This is a genomic window from Acinetobacter sp. CAU_H_56 (assembly GCF_058599425.1).
Window position 1 is genome coordinate 1,789,441 of the sequence record NZ_CM178654.1, and the last position, 22,759, is coordinate 1,812,199.

Consider the following 22,759-nt stretch of genomic DNA (forward strand, 5'->3'; position numbering starts at 1 on the left):
AATATTTAAATTGGAATCATCATGAGTCAAATTGACAATGCTGCTGTTTCAGCACATCTCTCCCATGTGCGTATTGTCATGGTTAATACCACCCTGCCTGCCAATATTGGTAGTGCCTTACGTGCCATGAAAACCATGGGCCTGTGCAAACTGGTCCTGGTTGCACCTAAAACTTATCCGCATCCAGATATTGATGCACTGGCTGCAGGTGCAACTGATCTGATCGAACAGATTGAAATCGTAGAAACACTGGAAGAAGCCATTAAAGATTGCCAGATCGTCTTTGGTACCAGCGCACGTAGCCGCACTATTCCATGGCCTTTACTAGACGTTCGTCCTGCTGCTGAAAAAGCACTTTCAGCTGTGGTGCAAGAAAAACAGGAAATTGCGATTCTGTTTGGCCGTGAAGACCGCGGTCTGACCAATGAAGAACTGGCGATGGCGAATTATCACCTAACTATTCCTGTGAATACGGATTATGGTGTTTTGAATGTTGCTCAAGCTATTCAGGTGATCTGCTATGAACTGCGTATGGCGGCACTGGATCAGGTAGAACATCCTCGTGATCCCAAAGCCACCATGCAAGTTATTGATGGCATTGAAATGGAGTGGGATGAACCGCTGGTGCCCCATGAACAGATGGAACAATTCTACCCGCATCTGGAAAAAATGCTGGCAGAAATTGAATTTATGGATCCAAAAAACCCACGATTACTTCCTTTACGCTTGCGTCGCCTTTTCGGACGTATACAATTAGATCGTATGGAATATCACTTACTTCGTGGTATTTTCACTCGTGTTCAGGCACTGAATAACGGCACCTGGAAAAAATCTTCCCATACATCACAACAGGATGAGGATCAAAACTAATGCTAAAACAGCTCAAAGAAGATATCCAAGCTGTCTTTGCGCGCGATCCTGCAGCACGCAATACCTTAGAAGTCTTAACCACCTACCCTGGCATCCATGCACTGATTATGCATCGCATGGCACATGAGCTATGGAAAAAAGACTGTAAAGGTACAGCGCGTGTTTTGTCCTCTTTTAGCCGTTTTGCAACAGGTATCGAAATTCATCCGGGCGCCAAGATTGGTAAACGTTTTTTTATTGACCATGGCATGGGTGTAGTGATTGGTGAAACTGCAGAAATTGGCGATGATGTCACCCTATATCATGGTGTGACTTTGGGTGGTACAACCTGGAATAAAGGCAAACGTCACCCGACTCTGGAAGATGGCGTTGTTGTTGGTGCAGGTGCCAAAATCCTGGGTCCATTCACGGTAGGTAAAAATGCCAAGGTCGGTTCCAATGCTGTAGTTACTAAAGCAGTTCCGCCGAATACCACAGCGGTTGGCAATCCAGCGCGCTTTATCACCAAAGACCAGCCAAAAGAGGATGCTGAAGCTCGTCGTCGTGATTATGCAGAAAGCATTGGTTTCCAGCCTTATGCAACAACACAGGATCAGACAGACCCGATTCTGGAAGGCATGCGTGTTCTACTTGACCGTATTCAACAAAATGAAAAACGCATGAATACACTGTGCAACCGCCTGTCTCTGCTTGACCCGACTTTTAAGAAAAACCAGTTAAATGAACAGCCATTTAGCAAGGAAGAACTTAAAATTCTAGAAGATGCGCGCCGTGAGTGCGAAGCACAAACCAGTCAGTCCAAGGCCTGACTATAAATCGTAATTCTTTTGTAACACGCATTTGCTTGCATGATCGCAGCACTTTTCATAGACTGACGATCATGCATTTTTTGAATAGATGTTTTAAAAAATAACATGAATGGACGGATATTATGACCTTGAAGCCCTTAGCAATTGCTTGCTTAGCTTTTACCATGACGGCGTGCTCTATGGCACCGACATCAAGCAAACAAGAACAGAAACCAGCTGATCAGATAGTTTTTGTTGAACCTGAAATTACTCCGCCATTTTATGCTTTAAATCCATTTAACTATAACGAACCACCTCCATTTGAAGTACATTTGCAAAAAGCCGCTGCGCAGCCAGTGACAAAAATGGTAGTGACTGATCCTAAAGATCCGTCTAAACAGTTAACCCTAGATGTAAACAAGCTGATTATCCCGATGGTGGATAGCAATACACGCAGTATGCGTTATGCAGCACTTGCCAATGAAAATGAAATCGACATTACTGAAATCGATGATTTCTTGCAGATGGTAGAAGGTAAAGCGCGTCATTATCCGCCCCGCTTTAGCGACCGTCAGGAACGCCGTGGTTTTGAAGCGAAACTTCGCGAAGTTTCTCAACAACTGGATACTTTAGCTTCACGTCCAAATGCTTCATTTGATGTACTAATCCGTGCCTTTAAAGCCAGTGTCATGGCACGTAACCTGGATTTGGGTTCAGTCTATACCACCAAGTCTTTGGCCTACGCACAGCGTATCCTGAAAATTAACCAGGATGATGCGGAAGCCAACTTCTGGTTCGGTTTTGGCCTGTCTGAAGGTGGTGGCCAGCGAGAAGCTATTCCCTACCTAGACAAAGCTATGCAAGCCGGTGTTCAGGAAGCTTATTTATCTGCGGCAAATAACTACATTGCCATGGAGAATAAAAAGAATGCAGTTCAGGTTCTGAATAATTACAAAATTAAATATCCGCAAGAAGCTGAAGTTGCAGATCGTCTGATCCAGGAAATTGAGAAGCAAGGCCGTTGGAATGTATGGCAAGTGATGACGCCAAAAAATTAATGTAAATATTACTCGAATTTGAGTTACAAAATAGACTGCTTAGGCAGTCTATTTTTTTGAAAAAATCAGTAAAATACAAAACATTAATACACAATTAGACTGAGCTTCCAGAATCTATATGCACCATAAAATGAATAAAGCATTCCTTTTCTGTTCAATCCTGCTAGGGGCTGTCCTGAGCGGCTGTCAGGTCGTCAGCGTTAAAGAACAGGCCATTAATGTCACCATCAGTAATGAACGTGACAGCATCCTTACCCGTGACAAGCTGAGTGAAGCCAGTCTGAATGTCCTGTCCATGACAGGCCGTGAAGCTCGCATCTGTACCGAACAACCGCAAAACTGTGTAGATGCACTGAAGCAAATTCCTGAAATTCTGGATGAAGAATTATTGTCTACCGCCAGTGAGCTGTATCTTGCCAAGTCTTTGCAGCTCGGGAACTCTGCCGGATGTAAAAGCAGTCTCCTGACCAAGACCCAGTCTGAAGAAAAAAAGCAGCTACAAAAACAGAATATTGAGAAGTGTCAGGATCAGCAATTGGTCATGTTGGATCAGAGTATCCGCTATAGCTATGCGTACCTGTTCAAGACCCAGCGTGCACCACAGGATCGTATCTTTGACAACCGTCAGGTCCAGATCCGTGACTTCTATAACCTTGCGATAGCACACCTGATTCACGTCTATTCTGAACGTCATCCCTCTAAAGAGGTAAGCCGCAAGATTCAGGTCGGTAATAGCATTTACTCAGTTGATTTTGAAAATTATCCGGAAATTAAAGACCAGTCTTTTGAAAAGCTCATGTCTACTTATAATATGAACTTTTCCGGGCTGCGTTCGATTACCCGCCGTGATGGTTTCGGCTCAGAGTTTGTGGTTATTTTGCCTGAAGAAAAACGCATTACGCCGAATAAAAAATATATTGTCGATCCTCTCAAATATCAGTATCAGGAAGGCCGTAATCCGAATATTCACGCTGCACGCTACTTGGCCACGACCATTACTGCCATTCCAAAGTCTGGCAACAGTGTAGAACAGATCATTAACAGCCCGGAATTTCACCTTAAGTTATACGACCCGTACAAACATGAAAAAGTTACTGTCGCCGGTAAACAGTATTCTCTGGCAGCCAATTTCTCGGCCCCTTATGGCTTGTGGCTGGCTGAAAACAATCTCGGACGATCAGCTTATTTGGTGCTGATTGATCGTGATGACAACCTGACCATGCCGCATCTGTATATGCTGGAACCTTATAATCCTAAGAAAAAAGTCATTGTGCTGATTCATGGTCTGGCCAGCAGCCCGGAAGCCTGGATTCGTTTAACCAACGATGTGATGGGTGATCCGGTACTGCGCGAAAACTTCCAGGTATGGCAGGTATTTTATTCGACCAATATGCCAATTCTGGAAAGCCGCTATCAGATTAATGCACTAATTCAGCAAGCTTTCAAATTGAATAAACCCAACGATCCCGCCAAGAAAGATGCTGTACTGGTCGGACACAGTATGGGGGGTGTGATTGCCCGTCTTCTGGTGAGTGAAGCCAACCTGATTCCACGCACGGAAGAGCTGCTGAATAATCGTCGTATCGAACGCTTCCGCAATAATCCCTTATTTAAAGCACGTCTGGATATCAAACCTGTACCTAATTTCAGTCGGGCTATTTTCCTGGCAGCCCCACATCGCGGTACTGATTATGCTGATCGCTGGTTTACGCTGGCGGCACGTAAAATTATTAAATTGCCTGGTGCCTTTCTCGGAGCATTTGCCGACACGCTACAAGGCGACATCGGACTGGATGATTTTCTCAAGGAAATTGGCCATGACATGATTCAAAATGGCCCGAGTGACCTGTCTAAAAACTCCAAGTTTAATGCGCTGACACGTGATGTGGTGCCATATCGGGGCTTTAAATTCCATAACATCATGGGGAATACTATGGACAGTCAAGACAAAGCTATCATGACAGATGATGTCGTACCGTATCAAAGTGCCCGACTGGACGGCGCACTCTCTGAAGAGATCATCAAAGGTGGACATTCGATTCAGGAAACGCCTGAAGCTGTACTGGAACTCCGCCGCCTTCTCAGATTACATCTGGTCGACTTAGGATTGTATGACCCTGATTAAATTTTGATGAAAGATATAAAAAAAGCTGCCAATCGGTGGCTTTTTTTATGGGCAACCCATGTATCAATACCCTTTTATGCTTTATATCGACTAAGTCCGTCCAAATACAGATTCCTGCGGATTTATATTTCTTTCTAAAAATTAAATTTGTTAGACTTGGAGCAATTATTTTTGACATTCAAACCGGTCTTTACAGGATTTTAGCTTAGGCTATTTTCCAGGTTTTCCGAGGATAATGTTCCGGAAAAAGATTCAGGTTTGGCTTTATATATTTAAAGGATTTTTTCTTAATGACCAGTTCAGAACTTGTGGCTGATCTCTCTAGCTTAACGCCCATGATGCAGCAATACATGTCGGTCAAAATGCAGCATCCACACTCATTGATGTTCTATCGCATGGGTGATTTCTATGAACTGTTCTTTGAAGATGCCCATAAGGCCGCCAAAATTTTAGGCATTACCCTGACCCATCGCGGTAAAGCCAATGGTCAGCCAATTCCGATGGCTGGTGTACCTTTCCATGCTGCTGAAGGATATCTGGCTCGTCTGGTAAAAAAAGGCGAAACGGTGGTGATCTGCGAGCAGATCGGTGAAGTGACTGGTAAAGGTCCAGTTGAACGTGGGGTCGTCCGAATTATCACTCCCGGGACTTTAACTGATGATGCCTTATTAGGTGCGCATCAAACCTCCAACCTGGTTGCTCTGTGTGTTCACCAGCAACAAATCGGAATTGCACTTCTCGATCTGAGTGCGGGTTTATTTAAAGTCCAGCAAATCGATTATGACTTAAGTCAGTTAGCCATTGAGTTGGCACGCCTGATGCCAAGCGAAATTGTGGTGGATGAAAATCTGCAAGATCAGGCACTGATAGAACACTTAAAACAACAGCTAGATGTTCCAATCAGTAAACGTCCGAATGTCGACTTCAACCAGAACAATGCCCAGAAGACCTTATGCGACCAGTTTGCAGTAAGTACACTTTCAGGTTTCGGAATTGATCATCTGCCTTTGGCCAAAGCTGCTGCGGCTGCATTGATTCACTATGCTAAAGAAACCCAGAAAACGGCTTTACCGCATATCCGAACCATTCAACTGGAACAAAGTTCAGACTTTATTGCACTAGATCCAGTCACCCGTCGCAACCTCGAATTGATTGAGCCTTTATTTGAACATGGCACTTCATTGTTCCAGCTGATCAATGACTGCCAGACCGCTATGGGTGGCCGTCTGCTTAGCCGAACCTTGATGCAACCGCTTCGTGATACTGCCATACTGGATGAGCGACTGGATGCGACACAGGCATTGCTTGAAGGTTTCCATGAATCGCCAGTCCGTCTGGTCTTAAAAGAAATCAGTGATATTGAACGTGTACTCAGCCGTATTGCTCTCGGCAGTGCGCGTCCACGCGATCTGGTTCAATTACGTCAGGCCTGTGCACAGATTCCATTTTTACGCCATGCGTTACAACCACTGTTAAGTCAGCAGAATTCGAAATTATTACAGCAGCTGAATCAAGAACTGGGCGATTTTCATGGCCTGCATCAGCGCCTGATGTCAGCTATTGTTGAAAATCCACCGGTATTGCTACGTGATGGCAATGTCATTGCAGAAGGTTTCGATAGCGAGCTGGATGAGCTGCGTAAAATCCGTGATCATGCCGGACAGTTCCTGATTGATCTGGAAATTAAGGAACGTGAGCAAAGCGGTATTCCTGCCCTGAAAATCGGCTACAACCGTGTTAGTGGGTACTATATCGAATTGACCCGTGCCCAAGCTGAACAGGCACCTGAGCATTATATCCGTCGTCAGACGCTCAAAAACGCCGAGCGTTATATCACGCCTGAGTTGAAAGCCTTTGAAGATAAAGTACTGTCTAGCGAATCCCGTGCACTTGCTCGCGAGAAAATGCTGTTCGAAATGTTGCTGGATGAACTGCGTCAGGATATTGGCAATCTACAGATGATGAGCAGTGCGATTGCCCAGATCGATCTGTTGGCAAACTTTGCGCATCAGGCACGTTTACGCAATTGGGCACGACCAAAATTCAGTCCTGAAATTGGTGTGAAAATCGTTGCCGGTCGTCATCCTGTGGTGGAAGCCTTAAGCAAGGCTGCCTTTACTCCAAATGATACCCAGCTGGATTATCAGCATCGTATGGCCATTATTACTGGTCCAAATATGGGTGGTAAATCCACCTTTATGCGCCAGACTGCCCTGATTGCCCTACTGGCTTATTGCGGTAGTTATGTGCCAGCGCAATCGACAACACTGGGTCCAATTGACCGGATTTTTACCAGGATTGGCTCTGCAGATGATTTGTCGACTGGTAAATCAACTTTTATGGTCGAAATGACGGAAACTTCGCAAATTCTGCATCATGCTACCAGCCAGTCGCTAGTCCTGATGGATGAAGTCGGACGTGGAACCAGTACCTATGACGGGCTGTCATTGGCTTGGGCTTGTGTGCTTGATCTGACTAAACGCATTCAATGTTTATGCCTGTTCGCAACGCATTATTTTGAGCTGACCGAACTGGATAAAGAATCAGGCATTGATAACTACCATGTCACAGCCAAAGAACTAAATGGCAACCTGATTCTGCTGCATAAAGTCCAACATGGTCCAGCTAGTCAGAGTCATGGTTTACAGGTGGCTAAACTGGCAGGTATTCCTGCGGCTGTAATTAAAGAAGCCCAACATCGTTTGAAGATTCTGGAAAAGCAACATCAGGCTAAACCGCAAAGTCCACAGCATGACCTGTTTGCGATGCCGGAAATTATTGAAAAGGTCATCGAGATTGAAAAGCCTTCAGCAGCACTTGAGTTATTAGAAGACATTGATGTTGATAACCTGAGCCCACGTGAAGCATTACAGCAGCTATATGCGCTCAAAGATCTCATGAAACAGCCAAGTTAAAATCTCTCCTAAGCCCTATCTTGTATAGGGCTTAGCTGATGATGATTCTCATTCCCTAAGCCTTTCATCAAATCATCGCAGTTTTTTCAAATTTAACAGCCCTATATATAACAAATATCAATAAAAGGAATTGTTTGTTCCCTCTATTTTTGCCTAAAATACGGTATTCGTCATTAGAACCATATTTTTTAGGTAGCTGTCGCCATGACCTTCGTTGTCACTGAAAATTGTATTAAATGTAAATATCAAGACTGTGTTGAAGTTTGCCCTGTAGACTGTTTCTATGAAGGTCCTAACTTCCTTGTGATTAACCCGGACGAGTGTATCGACTGCGCGTTATGTGAGCCTGAATGTCCTGCAAATGCAATTTTCTCTGAAGATGAGTTACCGGAAGGCCAAGAAGTCTTTATCGAACTGAATGCTGAACTGTCTCAGAAATGGCCGAACATCACTCAAATTGGTGAGCAACCTGCTGACCGTGAAGAGTGGAATGGTAAAACTGATAAATTACAATATCTTGAAAAATAATTTTTCAAATCTTAAAAAAAGACCAGCATAGACTGGTCTTTTTTTATACCTCATCCACACATTTCATTGCAATTTATCCTGATTTTCTCCGTAAAAGTGGACTAAAATAGCGCTATTTTAAAATATCTGAATTGCTATCAATGAAGCATTTAATAAAGGGGTTATTGAGTGTTTGTATAATCCCGCTTGTCTTTGTAGGATGTGCCACCACAAAACAGTCTGGTAAAGTAACTCCAGATAAAAGGATTTATATCCCAGAAGAACGAGTCCAGTACAATCATAAACCACAGCCTAAACCGGTTCCTTATGTCTATACTCACTGGGTATCGGCACTAAATAACCTGTCTCTTGTACGTGAATATGAAAACTTTTTGGCCCAGCAAGGGGTCGGAAATATTATCCCAAGTTTTGAGCTGATGCGTACTGCACGGGATTGGGCCAAATGTGGTCGATCGCAATACATGATTCCAAGCCGTGAGCTCTGGTCAAATCAGGTGCCTACTTTACGTGTCTTTAAATATCTGGTTGCAGCTAATGTGCTGACTGATTTTGAAGTCACTTCGGTTTATCGTGACCTGCCTTTGAACCAGTGTGCCGGTGGAGCCAATTCTTCACGTCACCTGTTTAACTCGGCAATTGATTTTCGGATCGGACCTGAGTACCCACAGGCTCAGGATTATGCAGCGATTGAAAATACCAAGTTCAAACTGTGCCAGTTCTGGTTACAGCATGGACAAAGCCTGAATATGGGGCTCGGTTTATATGCCTCTGGCCAAATCCATATTGATACTCAAGGTTATCGTACCTGGGGCCCAGATTTAAGCCGTCGCTCATCAATGTGTAATTACTAAGTCATTTCATTTGCTATACAAAGCCAGCTTTTGGCTTTGTATAGCCTAAAAAACCAGCGAATATAGAACAATAAATTGCGCTGTGCCTGGAAAAGTTTAAAATGCACGCATCACAACAAAGGTGCGAGTACTATGCAACAAATGTGGACAGATATTGACCGCTACATTGATTCACATTTAATTCCTGAAGATCCTATCCTGAATCAGACTCTTGAAAATACTGCTGCACATGGTTTTCCAGATCATCTGGCTGTTGCGCCGAATCAGGGCATGCTGCTGCAAATGCTGATCCAGATGAATAAGTGCAAGCGTATACTGGAACTAGGAACTTTTGCTGCATATAGCACCATGTGGCTAGCTCGTGCCCTGCCTGAAGACGGTTATATCCTGACCATTGAAGGCCGTGAAACGCATGCTGCCATGGGACAGGAAAATATTGATCGTGCACAGTTAAAACAGAAAGTTGAGCTGAAATGTGGCCGTGCTGCAGATGTGCTTCGTGCCCTGCCTGAAGATACTGAAGCCTTTGACTTTATTTTTATTGATGCCGATAAGCAAAGCTATCCTGAATATCTGGAGCTGAGCTTAAACCTTTCTCACTCCGGTACTATTATCTTCTTGGACAATGTGATTCGTGCCGGTGATATCATCAATCCGGACAATAAAAAACCAAGTATTGAAGGCATTCGTGACATGTTTAAAGCGCTGGAAAATCATCCACGTATCTTGTCTTGTACTGCTTTACAGACCGTTGGCAGTAAAGGCCATGATGGTTTTGCACTCGCAATTGTCAAATAATACGACTAGAACAAAAATCAGCCAATAAAGTATTCCTGATAAATAACATCATCTTACAGAATGTAACCACAGAGTTATCCACAATATATGAGGATAACTCTGGTTATTTTTAATTCAAGCTGTAACAATTTATCAAAAAATACATCTCTGCCGCTTTTGTTATCCTCTTTTTACTTTGCTACCAATAATGGAACTTTAGAATTACGGAAAATCGTTGTCGCAATACTGCCCAAGAAGAACTGGTGGATCTTGCTGTGACTGAATGCCCCCAAGACAATTAACTGAATCCCATGTTCCTGCTGATAAGACAGGATATTTTCAGCCACTTCTCCATAGCGGTATTCTGGAACGACCTCTAGTCCTGCTTCTGTCAAATATTGCAGAGGCTCATTCAGGATTTCCACATGATCCCCGATATAAAGCAGATGACATTGTAATTGTCTTAATAAATCACTTTCTGCAATACGTTTCATCATCTTCACACAGGTCGGTGAATACTCATAAGCAAAGATAAAACGTGTCGGTGGTCTGAAGTGTTCCCCTACAGTCATCACTGTACAGTTAGCACCACGAATAAAGTTTTCTACATTGGTGCCGATTGGCTTGTTTTTTTCGGCAGAACGCTCACCGAGTAGTCCGATGACTGCAATATCATCAGGTTTTAGAATTTGAAAACTTTGTTCTAGAAAATCACCCTTTTCCTGAATATGCGTGGTGCGGATGCCATAATCTTTAAAGATACGATCCGAAATGTGCTGGAGCAGATTATTGCTATAACTAAGCGCGATTTCACTTTGCTTCTGTTCCAGCTCAGCCAGTTCTTTAAGCAACATGGCATTGCTTTCAAAGCCAATCACACCACTAATTTCCCCAAGATGATAACTGGCCGGGTAATAATCCAGAACCTGTAATAAAACCAGTTCACGGCCGGTCTGTTTGGCAATCCATGCAGCCGCATCTGCAAGCGCGTTCGTGCATGGTGAGGAGTCTATGCAGGCAATGACACGTTTCATGTTCAGCCTCTCTTTTATAATAAAAATTTCTTAGTTATTTTTAACTTAGCACAAGCATTAGTAAATGTGCACTGAAATCTGTAAGGCTTGAATTGAAATATGTTAACTTTTATGTGATGTTCTAGGACCCTTACCGAATATTAAGCACTTGATATAAATTCTTTTTCCAAGCACCTCTTTCACTATGTTAATCCCGATATCGAATCAATTTTGCCGGATTTCCGGCGACAATTGCACGCGCTTCAATATCCTTCGTGACCATGCTATTCATCCCTATAATCGCCTGATCGGCAATTTTCACCCCATCTTTGATGCCGACGTGGGCACCTAGCCAGACATCCTGACCAATCTCAATCCCTTTAGACCTGACTGGCTGCTGATAAATCGGCTGCTCCAGTTCCATCCCATGATCAAAGGCATAAAGATGACAATAAGCTGCGATGCGTACCTGATCATGCAGTTTAATCCCAACCCGACCACCATCCAGAATACAGTGATGATTGATGGCAACTTCGTTACCGATCTCCAAAGGACCATGTAGCGTACAATCTGCCGCAATAAAGGTATTGTCCCCGATAATAATTTTACGTCCCGGCTCAGCGAAGATATGTGCCAACGGCGAAATAAAACAGTTTTCGCCAATTTCGACTGTTTCCATCTCCATCAGATAGGTCTGATATTCTTTTTGCCAAGCCTCAGCCCAACCACGATTCTTCGGTTTTAAGGACCAATATAGCCAAGGCATATAATTTAGACGGTGCTTATGCTGCTCACGATATTTCAGTAATGGATCTGGTTCAGTCATCTGTGGCTTCTTCTATAATTTTTAACTGTTCACGTCCGCGAGTAACATCCTGAATCTTCAACGCAAAAGGTTCAATCTGATGTTTCTGAAATTGTGCCTGAACCTGTACACCTTCAGAAGTATATTCTTCCTGATAATCAATCTGCTGCTGATTCAGCTCATACTGAAAAATCGCCCACTCATTAAACTGGCAAGCAAATTCGACTTTTTTCTTTTCAATCAGTTCAATTTTTTCAGCTAATAACAAACATTGTCCAGCACAGCCGCCATAAGCACGGACCAGACCACCGGTGCCTAATTTAATACCGCCATACCAGCGATTCACCAGTACCAGTACATTGGTTAGCTCATTGCCTTCAATGGTCGCGAGGATCGGTCGGCCTGCTGTACCCGATGGCTCACCATCATCATTAAAACGTACATGATGACCGATTTTCCAGGCCCAGCATTGATGAGTGGTGGTCGGATCACGATAGGCCTCCAGAAAATCCTTCACATCCTGTTCATTTTCTACAGGTGTGGCAAAGGCCTGAAATCGGCTTTTTTTGATGTCTTCCTCAAAACTAACAAGGCTGGCAATAGTAAATGGCATAACTTCAGGCATTCAAATTTCACCTGTGCAGTATACCTGTTTTGATGTGGCAAAGAAAAAGCCTCTCGTATAGAGAGGCTTGATTCAATTTAATTTTATTAATTACTTTTAAATTTAACGTTCACGCAATGCTTCTTTAGCTTTATTGAATGGCTTGATGAGATAGTCCATTACCGTTTTTGCTCCGGTACGAATATCGACGGAAGCCACCATACCTGGTGTGATATTGAACTCCTGCCCGGCGGCGTTTCTCAATTTGTCACTATCGGTACGAATATACACCCGATAATAGAACTGATCCTGTTTGACTTCATCTCGCAAGGTATCTGGCGAAATCACGGTCACCTTTCCTTTTAGACCGCCATAAATCGAGTAATCATAGGCCGTAATCTTAACCAGTGCTTCCTGATCAGGACGAATAAAGGCAATATCACGTGGTGAAATTCGGGCTTCAACCAGTAATTTTTCATCCAGAGGGACGATGGTCATCAGCTTGCCATTTTGCGGAACCACGCCACCCAAAGTCATGACATCAATTTCTTTGACCACGCCACGAACTGGTGATTTAAAAATGGTCCGGTTCAAGGTATCTGACTTGCCGCGTACCACCTGTTGCTGGGTTTCTACATCAGTATTGGCTTTGGACAATTCTTCCCGTGCTTTCACATAATATTGGTTGCGAATATCATTCATCTGGTTACGCAAATCATTGGCTTCACGCTTCAGCCGTAAAACTTCAACTTCACTGGCTGCCCCTTTAGCCACCAATGGCGCGGTCATTTCCAGTTCCTGTTGTACTAGTACCAATGCCTGTTGCAAGCCGGCAAGAGATTCTTCCAGATTGGCACGACGTGACTGATAGAGTGCGGTTTCTTCTTTAACCAGTTTCGGATATTTCAGCACTTCTTCCGGGAAAGACAACGGCGTACCACTCACTTCTGCACGTAAACGAGCGGAAGTCGCACGTGAAGCGATCAGCAAGGATTCTGATTCACCGACATTAGATTCAAATCGGGTTGGATCAAGCTGTGCCAAGACTTGACCACGTTCTACAATCTCACCTTCTTTGACATTTAACTTGGTTAGAATGCCACCCTCCAGAGACTGAATCACTTGTTCTTTGGAAGATGGAATGACTTTACCCGTACCGGTCGAAACCTCTTCCAGTTTAAATAACCAGGCCCACGTCAGCAGTATTAACAAACCAATGCCCACAATCCAGATAATCAGACTGGATTTAGGTAATGGTGGTTCCTGAAAGCTCACTTTGTTTGAACGCGTTAATGTATGTGGTTCACTCATGCGCTTGCTCCCACGACCCGTTTAGTTCCTACCTGTGACTGATTTAATATTTGATCTCGTGGACCATCCATGACAATTTTGCCATCATTGACCACAAGAATACGGTCAACTAACTCTAGTACAGCGCGACGATGCGTTGCTACCACCAGTGTACGATGTGCCAGATACCCTTTCAGATGATCTATTAACTGTTTTTCTGAAACATCATCAATCGCTGCAGTTGGCTCATCTAGCAACAAAATTTTCGGCTGGCGGATCAGGAGCCTTGCCAGTAACAAGGCTTGACGCTGTCCACCCGAGAAGCCCACTCCACCTTCCAGAATAATATGATCCAGACCTTCTTTTTTCTCCTGAACAAAGTTAAGTGCACCGGTGATTTGCAAGGCTTCCAGAATCTGTTGATCCGTAGCGAGCGGTGCACCCAAAGTCAGGTTTTCACGAATACTACCGTAAAAGAGTTGTGAATTCTGATTGAGCAAGCCCATATCACGGCGTACATCTGAAGGATCTATCAGGGTCAGATCAATACCATCCAGTTTGACCTTACCTTGTGCTGGGGTTTGCATACCCGACAACAGTTGCAACAGCGTCGATTTACCAGCACCGTTACGACCCAGAATTGCAATTTTTTCACCGGGCTTGATTTCGAGTTTTGGAATGACCAGACTCGGTTTGGGATCATCATCGCCATATTTGAACACCACGCCACTCAAGTCATAATGACCATCCAATACAGGACGGTGAATCAGATGTGAATAGTCCGGCTGATCCACCGATTTTTTCATCAACTCATCCAGACCGCCCTTGGCAACTTTGGCTTGCTGTAAACGGCCCAAGACACCGGTAATTTGTGAAATAGGTGCCAGCATCCGTGATGATAAAATCGAACAGGCAACTAAAGCACCTGTGGTCATCTCACCATCCATCACTGCAAATGCACCGACCAAGACCACAATAGCAAAGGTGAGTCCCTGAATTTTTTGAGTCCATGCTGTCATTAAGCCAACAATTTTACGTTGTTGCATGCTGACATCAGCAGAGACTTCATTCATGTGATTCCATTGGTTCTGGAAGCGGGTTTCAGCTCTTAACAGCTTGATATCTTCAATCCCTTGTACAGCTTCCACTAATAAGGCATTACGGATTGCAGATTCACGCATCCCCAACTGTGCCAACTTGGCCAGTTTTTTCTGTGCCAGAATTCCCGGAAGAATCATGAGTGGTACTACCAGTAGCATGACCCAGAACAGGTTGCCGCCAATAATCCAGAAGATTCCCAGGAACAGGAAGAAGAATGGCAGATCTGCAATTGCCGTCACGGTAGTTGAAGTGACCAGTTCACGCACACCTTCGAGTTCACGAATCTGTGAAATAAACGTTCCGGTCGATTTGGAACGTTCACTGTTTTTAATTCTTAAGGAATGACCAAATACCCGGTCAGAAATTTTCAGGTCAGCCCGTTTACCAATAATGTCTGAAAGATAAATACGGGAGACTCGTAATACAAACTCGAAAATAGCCGCAATCAGTACACCACCGGCCAACACCCACAAAGTAGGAATCGATTGTGAAGGAATGACACGGTCATAAACGTTCATCGAGAAGACAATCGTCGCTAAAGCCAAAATATTGGCGATCAAAGAGGCAAACATCACATCGATATAGCGTTTCCAGTCTTTCAGTACAATCGACCAGAACCAGTTTTTCTCAAAGGGCTTGATATATTCGTCGACACGCGCATCCGGTACAGAAGACTCTGGTCGCAGGATATAAACATGCTTCGCACCAGCCTCTAACTGCTCGATGGTAAAACTTTGTGATAAACCGGCATCTCCACTCAGTTGTACACTGACATTGCCTTGTGTGTCGATACGTTCAATAACACCGACATCTCCACTATCAAATTCAACCAGTAAGGGCAAACGCCAGGGATTCAGCAAACTGCTATTGAATTTATTTTTGCGGACATTCAAGCCCATTTGACGGCTAACGATCTTGAGCATTTCATCAATGTCATGATGCTGGTTCCAGTCCAGTTGCAGACGTATCCGCTCCTCAGATGGTTCAATCCGATAATGCTTGGCAATATTCAAAACTGCCTGAAGCCACGGCTGATAATTTATTGTAGTACTCATGGCTGAACTTCAAACCCCTGAATAGAAATACGGTTAAGCGCGTAAATATCCCGTGTACGACCTGTCACCTGAATGTATTGCACAATCGCCGAATAGATGTCATAGCGCGCTGATTCAATTTCCTGTGCTGCGCTGTGAATCGCCTGTTCTGCATTCAATAAATCCACTACAGTCCGTGTGCCCAATTTATATTGTTCTTGATATAGCTCTTTGGTTCGTACCGTGGTTTCACGGCGCTGAGCCAGGACATCCATTTGTCTTTGTTTATTTTCGATCTGTTCCCGGATTAAACGAACCTGATCCAGCACATCCAGATAGACAGTATTGACCTGTGCGCGTGCAGCTTCTTCGGCATAACTGGCAGCACGTGCCTGAGACCGAACAGCGCCACCCTGATAAAAATTACTGCTGGCTTCAATCATGATTGAATTATAAAAGCCATCATCTTCATTATTATTCGGATTTCGACCATTAACCGCCTGACTTAAGCTACCTTTCAGATTAATGGTCGGATAACGGCTTAAGCGTGTCTGATCTTTTTGCAATCGGGCTACATCCACCCCTGAATGTGCCAAGATCATACTTGGAATCTGGGTAAATTCAGGATCCTGATAAAGATCAGCCTGGGTCACGATACGATCTGGAATTTCCCATTGAATTGTAGAGACATCAAATCCCAATAAAGTCCGCAGACGTTGCTGATATTGTCTTAACTGGGTCTGTTGCACAATCAAATTGGACTGCGCTGCTTCCAGATTGGATTGCGCCTGAACCGGATCGGCCTGTGTGCTAATCCCGGCGCGGGCACGTAAATTGGCAATTTCTGCAATGCGTGCAATCCCCTGAATCTGCTGTTCGGCAATCTTGGTAATTTCCTGATAGCGTTTAATATTGACGATGGCATCCGCTACTTCCAGTGCCACCTGATCCAGACTTACCAATACTCTTGCCTGATCTTCTGCCAGTCTCGCCTCTTCAACACTGACATTGGTTTTAATCTTGCCAAAGTCATATAGCATCTGGGTTGCATTCAGAGAAACCACCTGACGTCCACGTTCACCTGAGGTCAAATCTCCGGTACCCACACCGCCAGATAACTGCGGATAATACGCTGCTTTGGCCACATCAATATTGGCGGCCTGTGCAGATAAAGACGAAATACTCTGGGCAATTTCCGGACGACGCTGAACTGCTGTATGAACCGCCTCAATCAGACTCATTTTTGCAGGAATACCAGCATTTATAGGCCGAATTGAAGATTGTGCCTGCTGCGGCCGAGTAATCTGCGGCAATTCAGCCACCTTTGAGGTATCCAGTGAGTACTGACTAAGTGAGCTAATATCAATCGTTTGCGCAGATCGCGTTGGCTCTGGAGCAATCAGTTTTCCTAATCCACTTTTAATATTATTAAAATAATTCTGTGAATTTTCTGCATGTACGAATGGCACAGATAAAGGTAAAAGAAGAATGACCCATATTCCCTTATTTTTATCTATTATCCCCTGAACATTTTTTAAGTGCTGCACCCTAAATTGCATAATAATGAATGTTTCGTGTTTTAGCCTAACAATATATCAAATCATACAAAAAGATAGCTTTTTCGTCTTAAGTTAAGTAAAAAAAACCCGCATTTGACGACTAAAGTCTTAATGCGGGTTTTTCTGATAATGAAAATTTTCTATACAGTAAAGTCATCACCCAGATAAACTTTACGTACCGTTTCATTGGCCAGAATTTCTTGTGCCGTGCCTTCGGCAATGACTGAACCTTCGCTGACAATATAGGCATGTTCACAGATGGCCAAAGTTTCACGAACGTTGTGATCGGTAATCAATACACCAATTCCACGATCTTTCAGCGTCATAATAATATCTTTAATATCACCCACGGAAATCGGGTCAACCCCGGCAAAAGGTTCATCCAATAACATGAATTTAGGGTCAGCCGCCAACGCACGAGCAATTTCAGCACGACGACGTTCACCACCTGATACACTCATACCCAATGAATCTTTAATATGGGTAATTTTAAAGTCTGCCAGTAATTCAGCCAGACGTTGCTGACGCTGAGCTTTGCTTAAATCCTTACGGGTTTCCAGAATCGCCATAATATTTTCAGAAATGGTTAGTTTTCTAAAAATAGAAGCTTCCTGAGGTAAATAGCCAATACCTTTACGCGCACGTTCATGCATCGCCAAGTCAGACAAATCCAGATCATCCAGATGGATTTCACCCTTGTCCATACGCACCAGACCCACCACCATATAGAAACTGGTAGTTTTACCTGCACCATTAGGCCCTAAAAGCCCAACAATCTGCCCACTTTCCATACTGAAGGAAACGTCCTTGACTACCCAGCGTTTACTATAATTTTTCGCCAGATGCTTAATGGTTAAAGTTTGAACCTGATGCGTCTGTGCCATTAATCACGTGCTCCCGGGAAGGATTTCGAAGATGAAGGCGGAATCACGATTTGTACACGACCTGCTGCTGAACCGGTTTTATTTGGTGTACCTGTTGCTTCAATATCGCCTTTATTCATGCTGTATTTCAGCGTATTACCACGGATACTAGCGCCATCTTGCTGCAAGTAGGCATTTCCAGACAGGGTAATAATACCGGTTTCCGCATTATAGACAATTTTCTGTGCCTGACCTTTGGCCAAACCTTTGGCAGGATCAACTTTCTGCTGAAATTGAGCCGGGCTACCTGTTGCTGTAATCAGGCTGATCTGTTTTTTATTATTCAGATTCGCCACAATCGAATTGGCCTGCAATTTCATGGTGCCCTGTTCAATAATGACATTACCTGAATAAGTCGTGACTCCGGTACGCTCATTAAAAGTCGCACGGTCAGCTAATAAGGTAATCGGCTGGTTACGGTCAGATGGCAATGCAAACGCAGTGGCTGAACCCAATGCAACCAGACTTAATAACGCAGCGCGCTTAAGGAAAGTGTTCATCATTTTAGCTCTAGGAATTTGGTTCATACTTTCCTCGAATATTAAAGAATTCGTATTGACCATCATTAAGATTGGCTTTTAGGCCCTGACTGATAAACTCAGCCTGTGGAGATTCAACAATGACGGTTTTGTCGGTTTCAATTTCACGTGTTTTCGGAAAAGCGGTCAGCTCCTCGGTACGGAACTGCATTTTTCCATTTTGCATGATCTTGGTCGCGAGCACTTCTTGTGAAAGTACAACTTTTGTATTGTCATCATAACCGTTGCCCTGTTTGGCAAAGAATGTCGCATCAACCTGACCGTCTTTATAGGTCGTTGCCTGCAGATTTTTGAGACTCGAAGTCTCTAGCTGCAGGTTTTGTTCAAGCTGGTCGACCTGGGCACGAACAGACAACATGCCCTTTTCATCAGTTTGGGTTAAGTTAATATTATTTGCAGAATAGGTCATGCTACGTGCAGAATCAGTCTGCAACTTGTTGCCCTTACCGCTGTAATAGTAATAACCACCACTTATTGCGGCAATAATAATAGCCGTAAGATATAAAACTCTAGTGTCCATAAGCGGTGTACTTAATCCAGAATGTATGACTTATTAATAAGGCGCACGAGTATATTTTTCAAGTAACTCTTGGTACTTACCTTTGGACATCAGTAACATGTCACAAATCTCGCGTACCGCACCACGACCACCATAGGCCTGCGTTACCAGATCAGCACGACGACGTACTTCAACATGCCCGTTTGGAACAGTCACTTTCATGCCTGCAATCGCGAAGGCAGACAGATCAGGCCAGTCATCACCCATGTATAAACAGTCTTCAGGGTCGATATTGAGCTGAGTACAAGCTTCACGTAAAGCAGTTCCTTTATCTTCGCGGCCCTGATAAACCAGATCTACACCCAAATCCGACATACGTTTCTGTACGATATTGCTTTGACGTCCAGTGATAATGATCACTTTGATTCCGGCTTGCTGTACCAGCTTCATCCCTAGACCATCACGGATATCAAAAGATTTAATTTCATCACCCGTATTGGTCAAGGTGACAAAACCGTCGCTTAAAATACCATCTACATCAAGTACCAGTGCCTCAATATGACGTGCCTGCTCTAATAATACATAAGATGCCATTTATTAATTTACCCCAGCCTGAATCAGGTCATGCATACTAATTACACCAATGACTTTATTGGCATCATCAACCACTACAAATTGATTAATTTTACGTTCGTTCATTTTTTCCAGTGCAACGACAGCACGTGCTTCCTGAGAAATCGTCAGCGGATTTTTGGTCATTACTTCCTGAATCGGTAAATTGACATCAAAACCTTGCTGTTTGTCAATCAGGCGGCGCAAGTCACCATCAGTGAAAATACCCAGCAGAAGGTCATTTTGATCCACAATTGTGGTTAAACCTAGGCGTTTATTTGAAATCTCGTATAAAACTTGATTCATCGGTGTATCTGGTGACACTTTTGGCAATTCCGAACCTGTATGCATGAGGTGTTTTACATGTAGCAATAAACGTTTACCCAAGGCACCCGCTGGATGTGACAATGCAAAATCGTCAGCAGTAAAACCACGTGCATCTAAAAGAGCGACAGCCAGTGCATCACCCAGCGCTAAAGTTGCTGTTGTACTCGAAGTCGGTGCCAGGCCAAGTGGACAGGCTTCCTGAAGATGACCCAGAGTTAAAGCCACATCAGCATTTTGTGGCATTGGGCCTTTGGCATCACCACTAATGGTAATTAAGGGAATTTCCAGACGCTTGATCAGAGGCATCAGCATCATGATTTCATCGCTTTTGCCTGAGTTTGAAATGGCAATCAGTACATCACCCGGTACCAGCATCCCAAGATCACCATGCCCTGCCTCGCCCGGGTGCATGAAGAATGAAGGCGTACCCGTAGAGGCAAAAGTTGCCGCCATCTTACGACCAATATGCCCGGATTTCCCCATCCCGGTAATCACCAGACGACCTTTGCACTGCAGGATAATTTCACATGCCTGACTAAAACGCTCATCAATCTGCGTGGCTAAAATCTGTAATGCTTGTTCTTCGATACGCAAGGTTTCAAGTGCAACTTTCTGGAAGTCTATTTGATTTGGCATATTTGGTGGGTTCAAAGTAGGTTTACCTTAACTCTATACAGAGTTGACTCAGTCTAACGAAAATAATTTTCGCAATTTTATCATATCTATGCAAATGGCAGGTTTCAAAATGTAGAGCTTTTCATAAAACTTAAACAGAATGTTTTGAAATTTCCCTGACCGAAAGCTCTTCATTATTTAGAATTTCATTAGGTAAATCAGTTCTGGTTGTCCTTTTTATTTTGCGTAGGCAATAAAAAACCCCAATCTTCCGATCAGGGTTTTTTGAATTTTGGAGCGGGAAACGAGACTCGAACTCGCGACCCCAACCTTGGCAAGGTTGTGCTCTACCAACTGAGCTATTCCCGCAATATGGGAGTGAATTATAGAGAGTTTCTGCTAACTGTCAACTCTCTATCGATTCAACTGTCGAATTAATCAGCACGACGCCATACAGTTCCTTGACGGGTATCTTCCAGCACCACCCCTTGGTCTAATAAAGACTGGCGGATTTCATCGGCACGAGCAAAGTTTTTCTCTTTTTTGGCATCTTTACGTTGCTGGATCAGGTCTTCAATCTGCGCTTCAGACAAGCCTAAAGCTTCCTGACCAATATCAGACTTCAAGAATTCATCGACATTGTGCTGCACCAGACCCAGAATATTAGTCAGGTGACGCAGAGTAGAATAATAAACTGTAGCCTGTTCCTGATTCTGGTCTTTTACTGCACGGTTCAGCTCTTTATTCAGTTCAAACAACACAGCAATGGCTTCTGGCGTATTGAAGTCATCACGCATGGCTGTATTGAAACGCTCAACAAAGCTTTGATCTAAAGTTTCAACAACCTGCTCACCATATACCGCTTGATAAGCTTTAAAAGAATGATAGAAACGCATCAGCGTATTTTTCGCTTCTTTTAAGGCTACATCTGAATAGTTCACCGGGCTGCGGTAGTGTGAAGATACGATAAAGTAACGCACCACTTCTGGATGGAATTTTTCAATCACATCACGGATAGTGAAGAAGTTACCCAAAGACTTCGACATCTTTTCACCATCGACATTGATGAAGCCAGCATGCATCCAGTAGTTCACATACTGTTCACCAGTGGCTGCTTCAGATTGTGCTATCTCATTTTCATGATGCGGGAAGCTTAAGTCAGCACCACCGCCATGAATATCAAAATGATTGCCGAGGCAGCAGGTAGACATGGCTGAACATTCAATATGCCAGCCTGGACGACCATTGCCCCATGGTGAAGCCCAAGACGGTTCATTTTCTTTGGCATGTTTCCAAAGTACAAAGTCAAACGGGTGTTTTTTCTCAACTTCGACGTCTACACGTTCAGAAGCGCCCGCCTGCATATCTTCCAGTTTACGGCCTGAGAGACGCCCGTATTTGGCGAATTTTTCAACCTCGAAGTAAACATCGCCATTATTTGCCGGATATGCAGTCCCTTTTTCCACCAGCGTACCAATCATGTTTTGCATTTGATCGATATAGTCGGTAGCTTTCGGTGCTTCATCCGGTGCAATACAGCCCAGCTTGGCGAAGTCTTCATTCATGGCATCAATAAAACGGCTGGTCAGTGATGAAATGCTTTCCCCATTTTCATTGGCACGTTTAATAATCTTGTCGTCAATGTCGGTGATATTACGGACATATTTTACTTTCCAGCCCTGACTGCGCAGGAAACGGATAATATAGTCAAATGCAACCACGGTACGTGCATGTCCAATATGACAGTAGTCATAGACCGTCATCCCACAGACATACAGATCAATCTGACCTTCTTTACGAGGCACAAATTCTACTTTTTTACGTTGCTCTGAGTTATATAGAACAAATGGTTGCATAGGTCTTCTAGAATGCTTTTACAAATGATGGCTCATCTTAACCTAAGCATTATTTTTCATAAAGTTTTTA

20 protein-coding genes and 1 tRNA gene are annotated in these 22,759 nt (G+C 43.8%); 8 read left to right on the forward strand and 13 right to left on the reverse strand.

Annotated elements, in window-relative coordinates:
- Positions 1-21: 21 nt before the first annotated feature.
- The 8 genes from AC4MCC_RS08665 to AC4MCC_RS08700 all read left to right on the forward strand — a co-directional run bounded on the left by AC4MCC_RS08665 (position 22) and on the right by AC4MCC_RS08700 (position 9,933).
- A complete protein-coding gene (locus tag AC4MCC_RS08665; RefSeq protein WP_200230540.1) occupies positions 22-870 on the forward strand; it encodes an RNA methyltransferase in 849 nt (282 codons plus the stop codon).
- Entirely contained in the window at positions 870-1,679 is an 810-nt protein-coding gene (cysE, locus tag AC4MCC_RS08670) for a serine O-acetyltransferase (RefSeq protein ID WP_159122783.1), read from the forward strand. Before AC4MCC_RS08665 ends, cysE begins: the two co-directional genes overlap by 1 nt.
- A gap of 122 nt (positions 1,680-1,801) precedes the next feature.
- On the forward strand, positions 1,802-2,716 hold the full coding sequence (locus tag AC4MCC_RS08675) for an ABUW_2363 family tetratricopeptide repeat lipoprotein (RefSeq protein ID WP_491885139.1): 915 nt from the start codon (positions 1,802-1,804) through the stop codon (positions 2,714-2,716).
- 118 nt (positions 2,717-2,834) lie between these two features.
- On the forward strand, positions 2,835-4,841 hold the full coding sequence (locus AC4MCC_RS08680) for an esterase/lipase family protein (protein WP_491885140.1): 2,007 nt from the start codon (positions 2,835-2,837) through the stop codon (positions 4,839-4,841).
- A gap of 290 nt (positions 4,842-5,131) precedes the next feature.
- Complete coding sequence (gene mutS, locus AC4MCC_RS08685) at positions 5,132-7,756, forward strand: DNA mismatch repair protein MutS (RefSeq protein WP_491880833.1); 2,625 nt, start codon at positions 5,132-5,134, stop codon at positions 7,754-7,756.
- A 204-nt stretch (positions 7,757-7,960) separates the two neighbouring features.
- On the forward strand, positions 7,961-8,284 hold the full coding sequence (fdxA, locus tag AC4MCC_RS08690) for a ferredoxin FdxA (protein ID WP_004786212.1): 324 nt from the start codon (positions 7,961-7,963) through the stop codon (positions 8,282-8,284).
- A gap of 140 nt (positions 8,285-8,424) precedes the next feature.
- Positions 8,425-9,135: a D-Ala-D-Ala carboxypeptidase family metallohydrolase gene (locus AC4MCC_RS08695; protein ID WP_340834324.1), complete on the forward strand. Its 711-nt coding sequence runs from the start codon at positions 8,425-8,427 to the stop codon at positions 9,133-9,135.
- Between the two features lie 132 nt (positions 9,136-9,267).
- A complete protein-coding gene (locus AC4MCC_RS08700) occupies positions 9,268-9,933 on the forward strand; it encodes an O-methyltransferase (RefSeq protein WP_419365741.1) in 666 nt (221 codons plus the stop codon).
- Between the two features lie 170 nt (positions 9,934-10,103).
- On the opposite strand, the gene AC4MCC_RS08705 is transcribed toward AC4MCC_RS08700, so the two are convergent.
- From AC4MCC_RS08705 to cysS, 13 genes are all read right to left on the reverse strand, one after another.
- Positions 10,104-10,946: a universal stress protein gene (locus AC4MCC_RS08705; protein WP_034703837.1), complete on the reverse strand. Its 843-nt coding sequence runs from the start codon at positions 10,944-10,946 to the stop codon at positions 10,104-10,106.
- A 187-nt stretch (positions 10,947-11,133) separates the two neighbouring features.
- A complete protein-coding gene (locus tag AC4MCC_RS08710) occupies positions 11,134-11,751 on the reverse strand; it encodes a DapH/DapD/GlmU-related protein (RefSeq protein ID WP_491885141.1) in 618 nt (205 codons plus the stop codon).
- Entirely contained in the window at positions 11,744-12,343 is a 600-nt protein-coding gene (locus AC4MCC_RS08715) for an IMPACT family protein (protein WP_419365748.1), read from the reverse strand. Before AC4MCC_RS08715 ends, AC4MCC_RS08710 begins: the two co-directional genes overlap by 8 nt.
- Positions 12,344-12,457: 114 nt before the next feature.
- Entirely contained in the window at positions 12,458-13,645 is a 1,188-nt protein-coding gene (locus AC4MCC_RS08720) for a beta-barrel domain-containing protein (RefSeq protein ID WP_491880830.1), read from the reverse strand.
- Complete coding sequence (locus AC4MCC_RS08725) at positions 13,642-15,780, reverse strand: type I secretion system permease/ATPase (RefSeq protein WP_491885142.1); 2,139 nt, start codon at positions 15,778-15,780, stop codon at positions 13,642-13,644. Before AC4MCC_RS08725 ends, AC4MCC_RS08720 begins: the two co-directional genes overlap by 4 nt.
- Positions 15,777-17,318, reverse strand: a complete 1,542-nt coding sequence (locus AC4MCC_RS08730; RefSeq protein ID WP_491885143.1) for a TolC family outer membrane protein — start codon at positions 17,316-17,318, stop codon at positions 15,777-15,779. Before AC4MCC_RS08730 ends, AC4MCC_RS08725 begins: the two co-directional genes overlap by 4 nt.
- Before the next feature lie 140 nt (positions 17,319-17,458).
- Positions 17,459-18,202 carry an LPS export ABC transporter ATP-binding protein gene (gene lptB, locus AC4MCC_RS08735; protein WP_491875898.1) on the reverse strand — a complete coding sequence of 248 codons (744 nt, stop codon included), beginning with the start codon at positions 18,200-18,202 and terminating at the stop codon, positions 17,459-17,461.
- Complete coding sequence (lptA, locus tag AC4MCC_RS08740; RefSeq protein ID WP_004786229.1) at positions 18,202-18,768, reverse strand: lipopolysaccharide transport periplasmic protein LptA; 567 nt, start codon at positions 18,766-18,768, stop codon at positions 18,202-18,204. Before lptA ends, lptB begins: the two co-directional genes overlap by 1 nt.
- Entirely contained in the window at positions 18,752-19,300 is a 549-nt protein-coding gene (gene lptC / locus AC4MCC_RS08745; RefSeq protein WP_175967395.1) for an LPS export ABC transporter periplasmic protein LptC, read from the reverse strand. The genes lptA and lptC overlap by 17 nt, the downstream gene beginning before the upstream one ends.
- A 33-nt stretch (positions 19,301-19,333) precedes the next feature.
- On the reverse strand, positions 19,334-19,873 hold the full coding sequence (locus tag AC4MCC_RS08750) for a KdsC family phosphatase (RefSeq protein WP_034170294.1): 540 nt from the start codon (positions 19,871-19,873) through the stop codon (positions 19,334-19,336).
- Positions 19,874-19,876: 3 nt separating this feature from the next.
- Positions 19,877-20,854 carry a KpsF/GutQ family sugar-phosphate isomerase gene (locus AC4MCC_RS08755; protein WP_004786235.1) on the reverse strand — a complete coding sequence of 326 codons (978 nt, stop codon included), beginning with the start codon at positions 20,852-20,854 and terminating at the stop codon, positions 19,877-19,879.
- Between the two features lie 272 nt (positions 20,855-21,126).
- Positions 21,127-21,202, reverse strand: a tRNA-Gly gene (locus AC4MCC_RS08760).
- A gap of 65 nt (positions 21,203-21,267) precedes the next feature.
- A complete protein-coding gene (gene cysS / locus AC4MCC_RS08765) occupies positions 21,268-22,689 on the reverse strand; it encodes a cysteine--tRNA ligase (protein ID WP_491885144.1) in 1,422 nt (473 codons plus the stop codon).
- Positions 22,690-22,759: the final 70 nt, after the last annotated feature.

Coding starts and splice junctions, on each gene's coding strand:
- AC4MCC_RS08665 (WP_200230540.1), top strand. CDS start 22: ATGAGTCAAATTGACAATGCTGCTGTTTCAGCACATCTCTCCCATGTG.
- cysE (WP_159122783.1), top strand. CDS start 870: ATGCTAAAACAGCTCAAAGAAGATATCCAAGCTGTCTTTGCGCGCGAT.
- AC4MCC_RS08675 (WP_491885139.1), top strand. CDS start 1,802: ATGACCTTGAAGCCCTTAGCAATTGCTTGCTTAGCTTTTACCATGACG.
- AC4MCC_RS08680 (WP_491885140.1), top strand. CDS start 2,835: ATGCACCATAAAATGAATAAAGCATTCCTTTTCTGTTCAATCCTGCTA.
- mutS (WP_491880833.1), top strand. CDS start 5,132: ATGACCAGTTCAGAACTTGTGGCTGATCTCTCTAGCTTAACGCCCATG.
- fdxA (WP_004786212.1), top strand. CDS start 7,961: ATGACCTTCGTTGTCACTGAAAATTGTATTAAATGTAAATATCAAGAC.
- AC4MCC_RS08695 (WP_340834324.1), top strand. CDS start 8,425: ATGAAGCATTTAATAAAGGGGTTATTGAGTGTTTGTATAATCCCGCTT.
- AC4MCC_RS08700 (WP_419365741.1), top strand. CDS start 9,268: ATGCAACAAATGTGGACAGATATTGACCGCTACATTGATTCACATTTA.
- AC4MCC_RS08705 (WP_034703837.1), bottom strand. CDS start 10,946: ATGAAACGTGTCATTGCCTGCATAGACTCCTCACCATGCACGAACGCG.
- AC4MCC_RS08710 (WP_491885141.1), bottom strand. CDS start 11,751: ATGACTGAACCAGATCCATTACTGAAATATCGTGAGCAGCATAAGCAC.
- AC4MCC_RS08715 (WP_419365748.1), bottom strand. CDS start 12,343: ATGCCATTTACTATTGCCAGCCTTGTTAGTTTTGAGGAAGACATCAAA.
- AC4MCC_RS08720 (WP_491880830.1), bottom strand. CDS start 13,645: ATGAGTGAACCACATACATTAACGCGTTCAAACAAAGTGAGCTTTCAG.
- AC4MCC_RS08725 (WP_491885142.1), bottom strand. CDS start 15,780: ATGAGTACTACAATAAATTATCAGCCGTGGCTTCAGGCAGTTTTGAAT.
- AC4MCC_RS08730 (WP_491885143.1), bottom strand. CDS start 17,318: ATGCAATTTAGGGTGCAGCACTTAAAAAATGTTCAGGGGATAATAGAT.
- lptB (WP_491875898.1), bottom strand. CDS start 18,202: ATGGCACAGACGCATCAGGTTCAAACTTTAACCATTAAGCATCTGGCG.
- lptA (WP_004786229.1), bottom strand. CDS start 18,768: ATGAACCAAATTCCTAGAGCTAAAATGATGAACACTTTCCTTAAGCGC.
- lptC (WP_175967395.1), bottom strand. CDS start 19,300: ATGGACACTAGAGTTTTATATCTTACGGCTATTATTATTGCCGCAATA.
- AC4MCC_RS08750 (WP_034170294.1), bottom strand. CDS start 19,873: ATGGCATCTTATGTATTATTAGAGCAGGCACGTCATATTGAGGCACTG.
- AC4MCC_RS08755 (WP_004786235.1), bottom strand. CDS start 20,854: ATGCCAAATCAAATAGACTTCCAGAAAGTTGCACTTGAAACCTTGCGT.
- cysS (WP_491885144.1), bottom strand. CDS start 22,689: ATGCAACCATTTGTTCTATATAACTCAGAGCAACGTAAAAAAGTAGAA.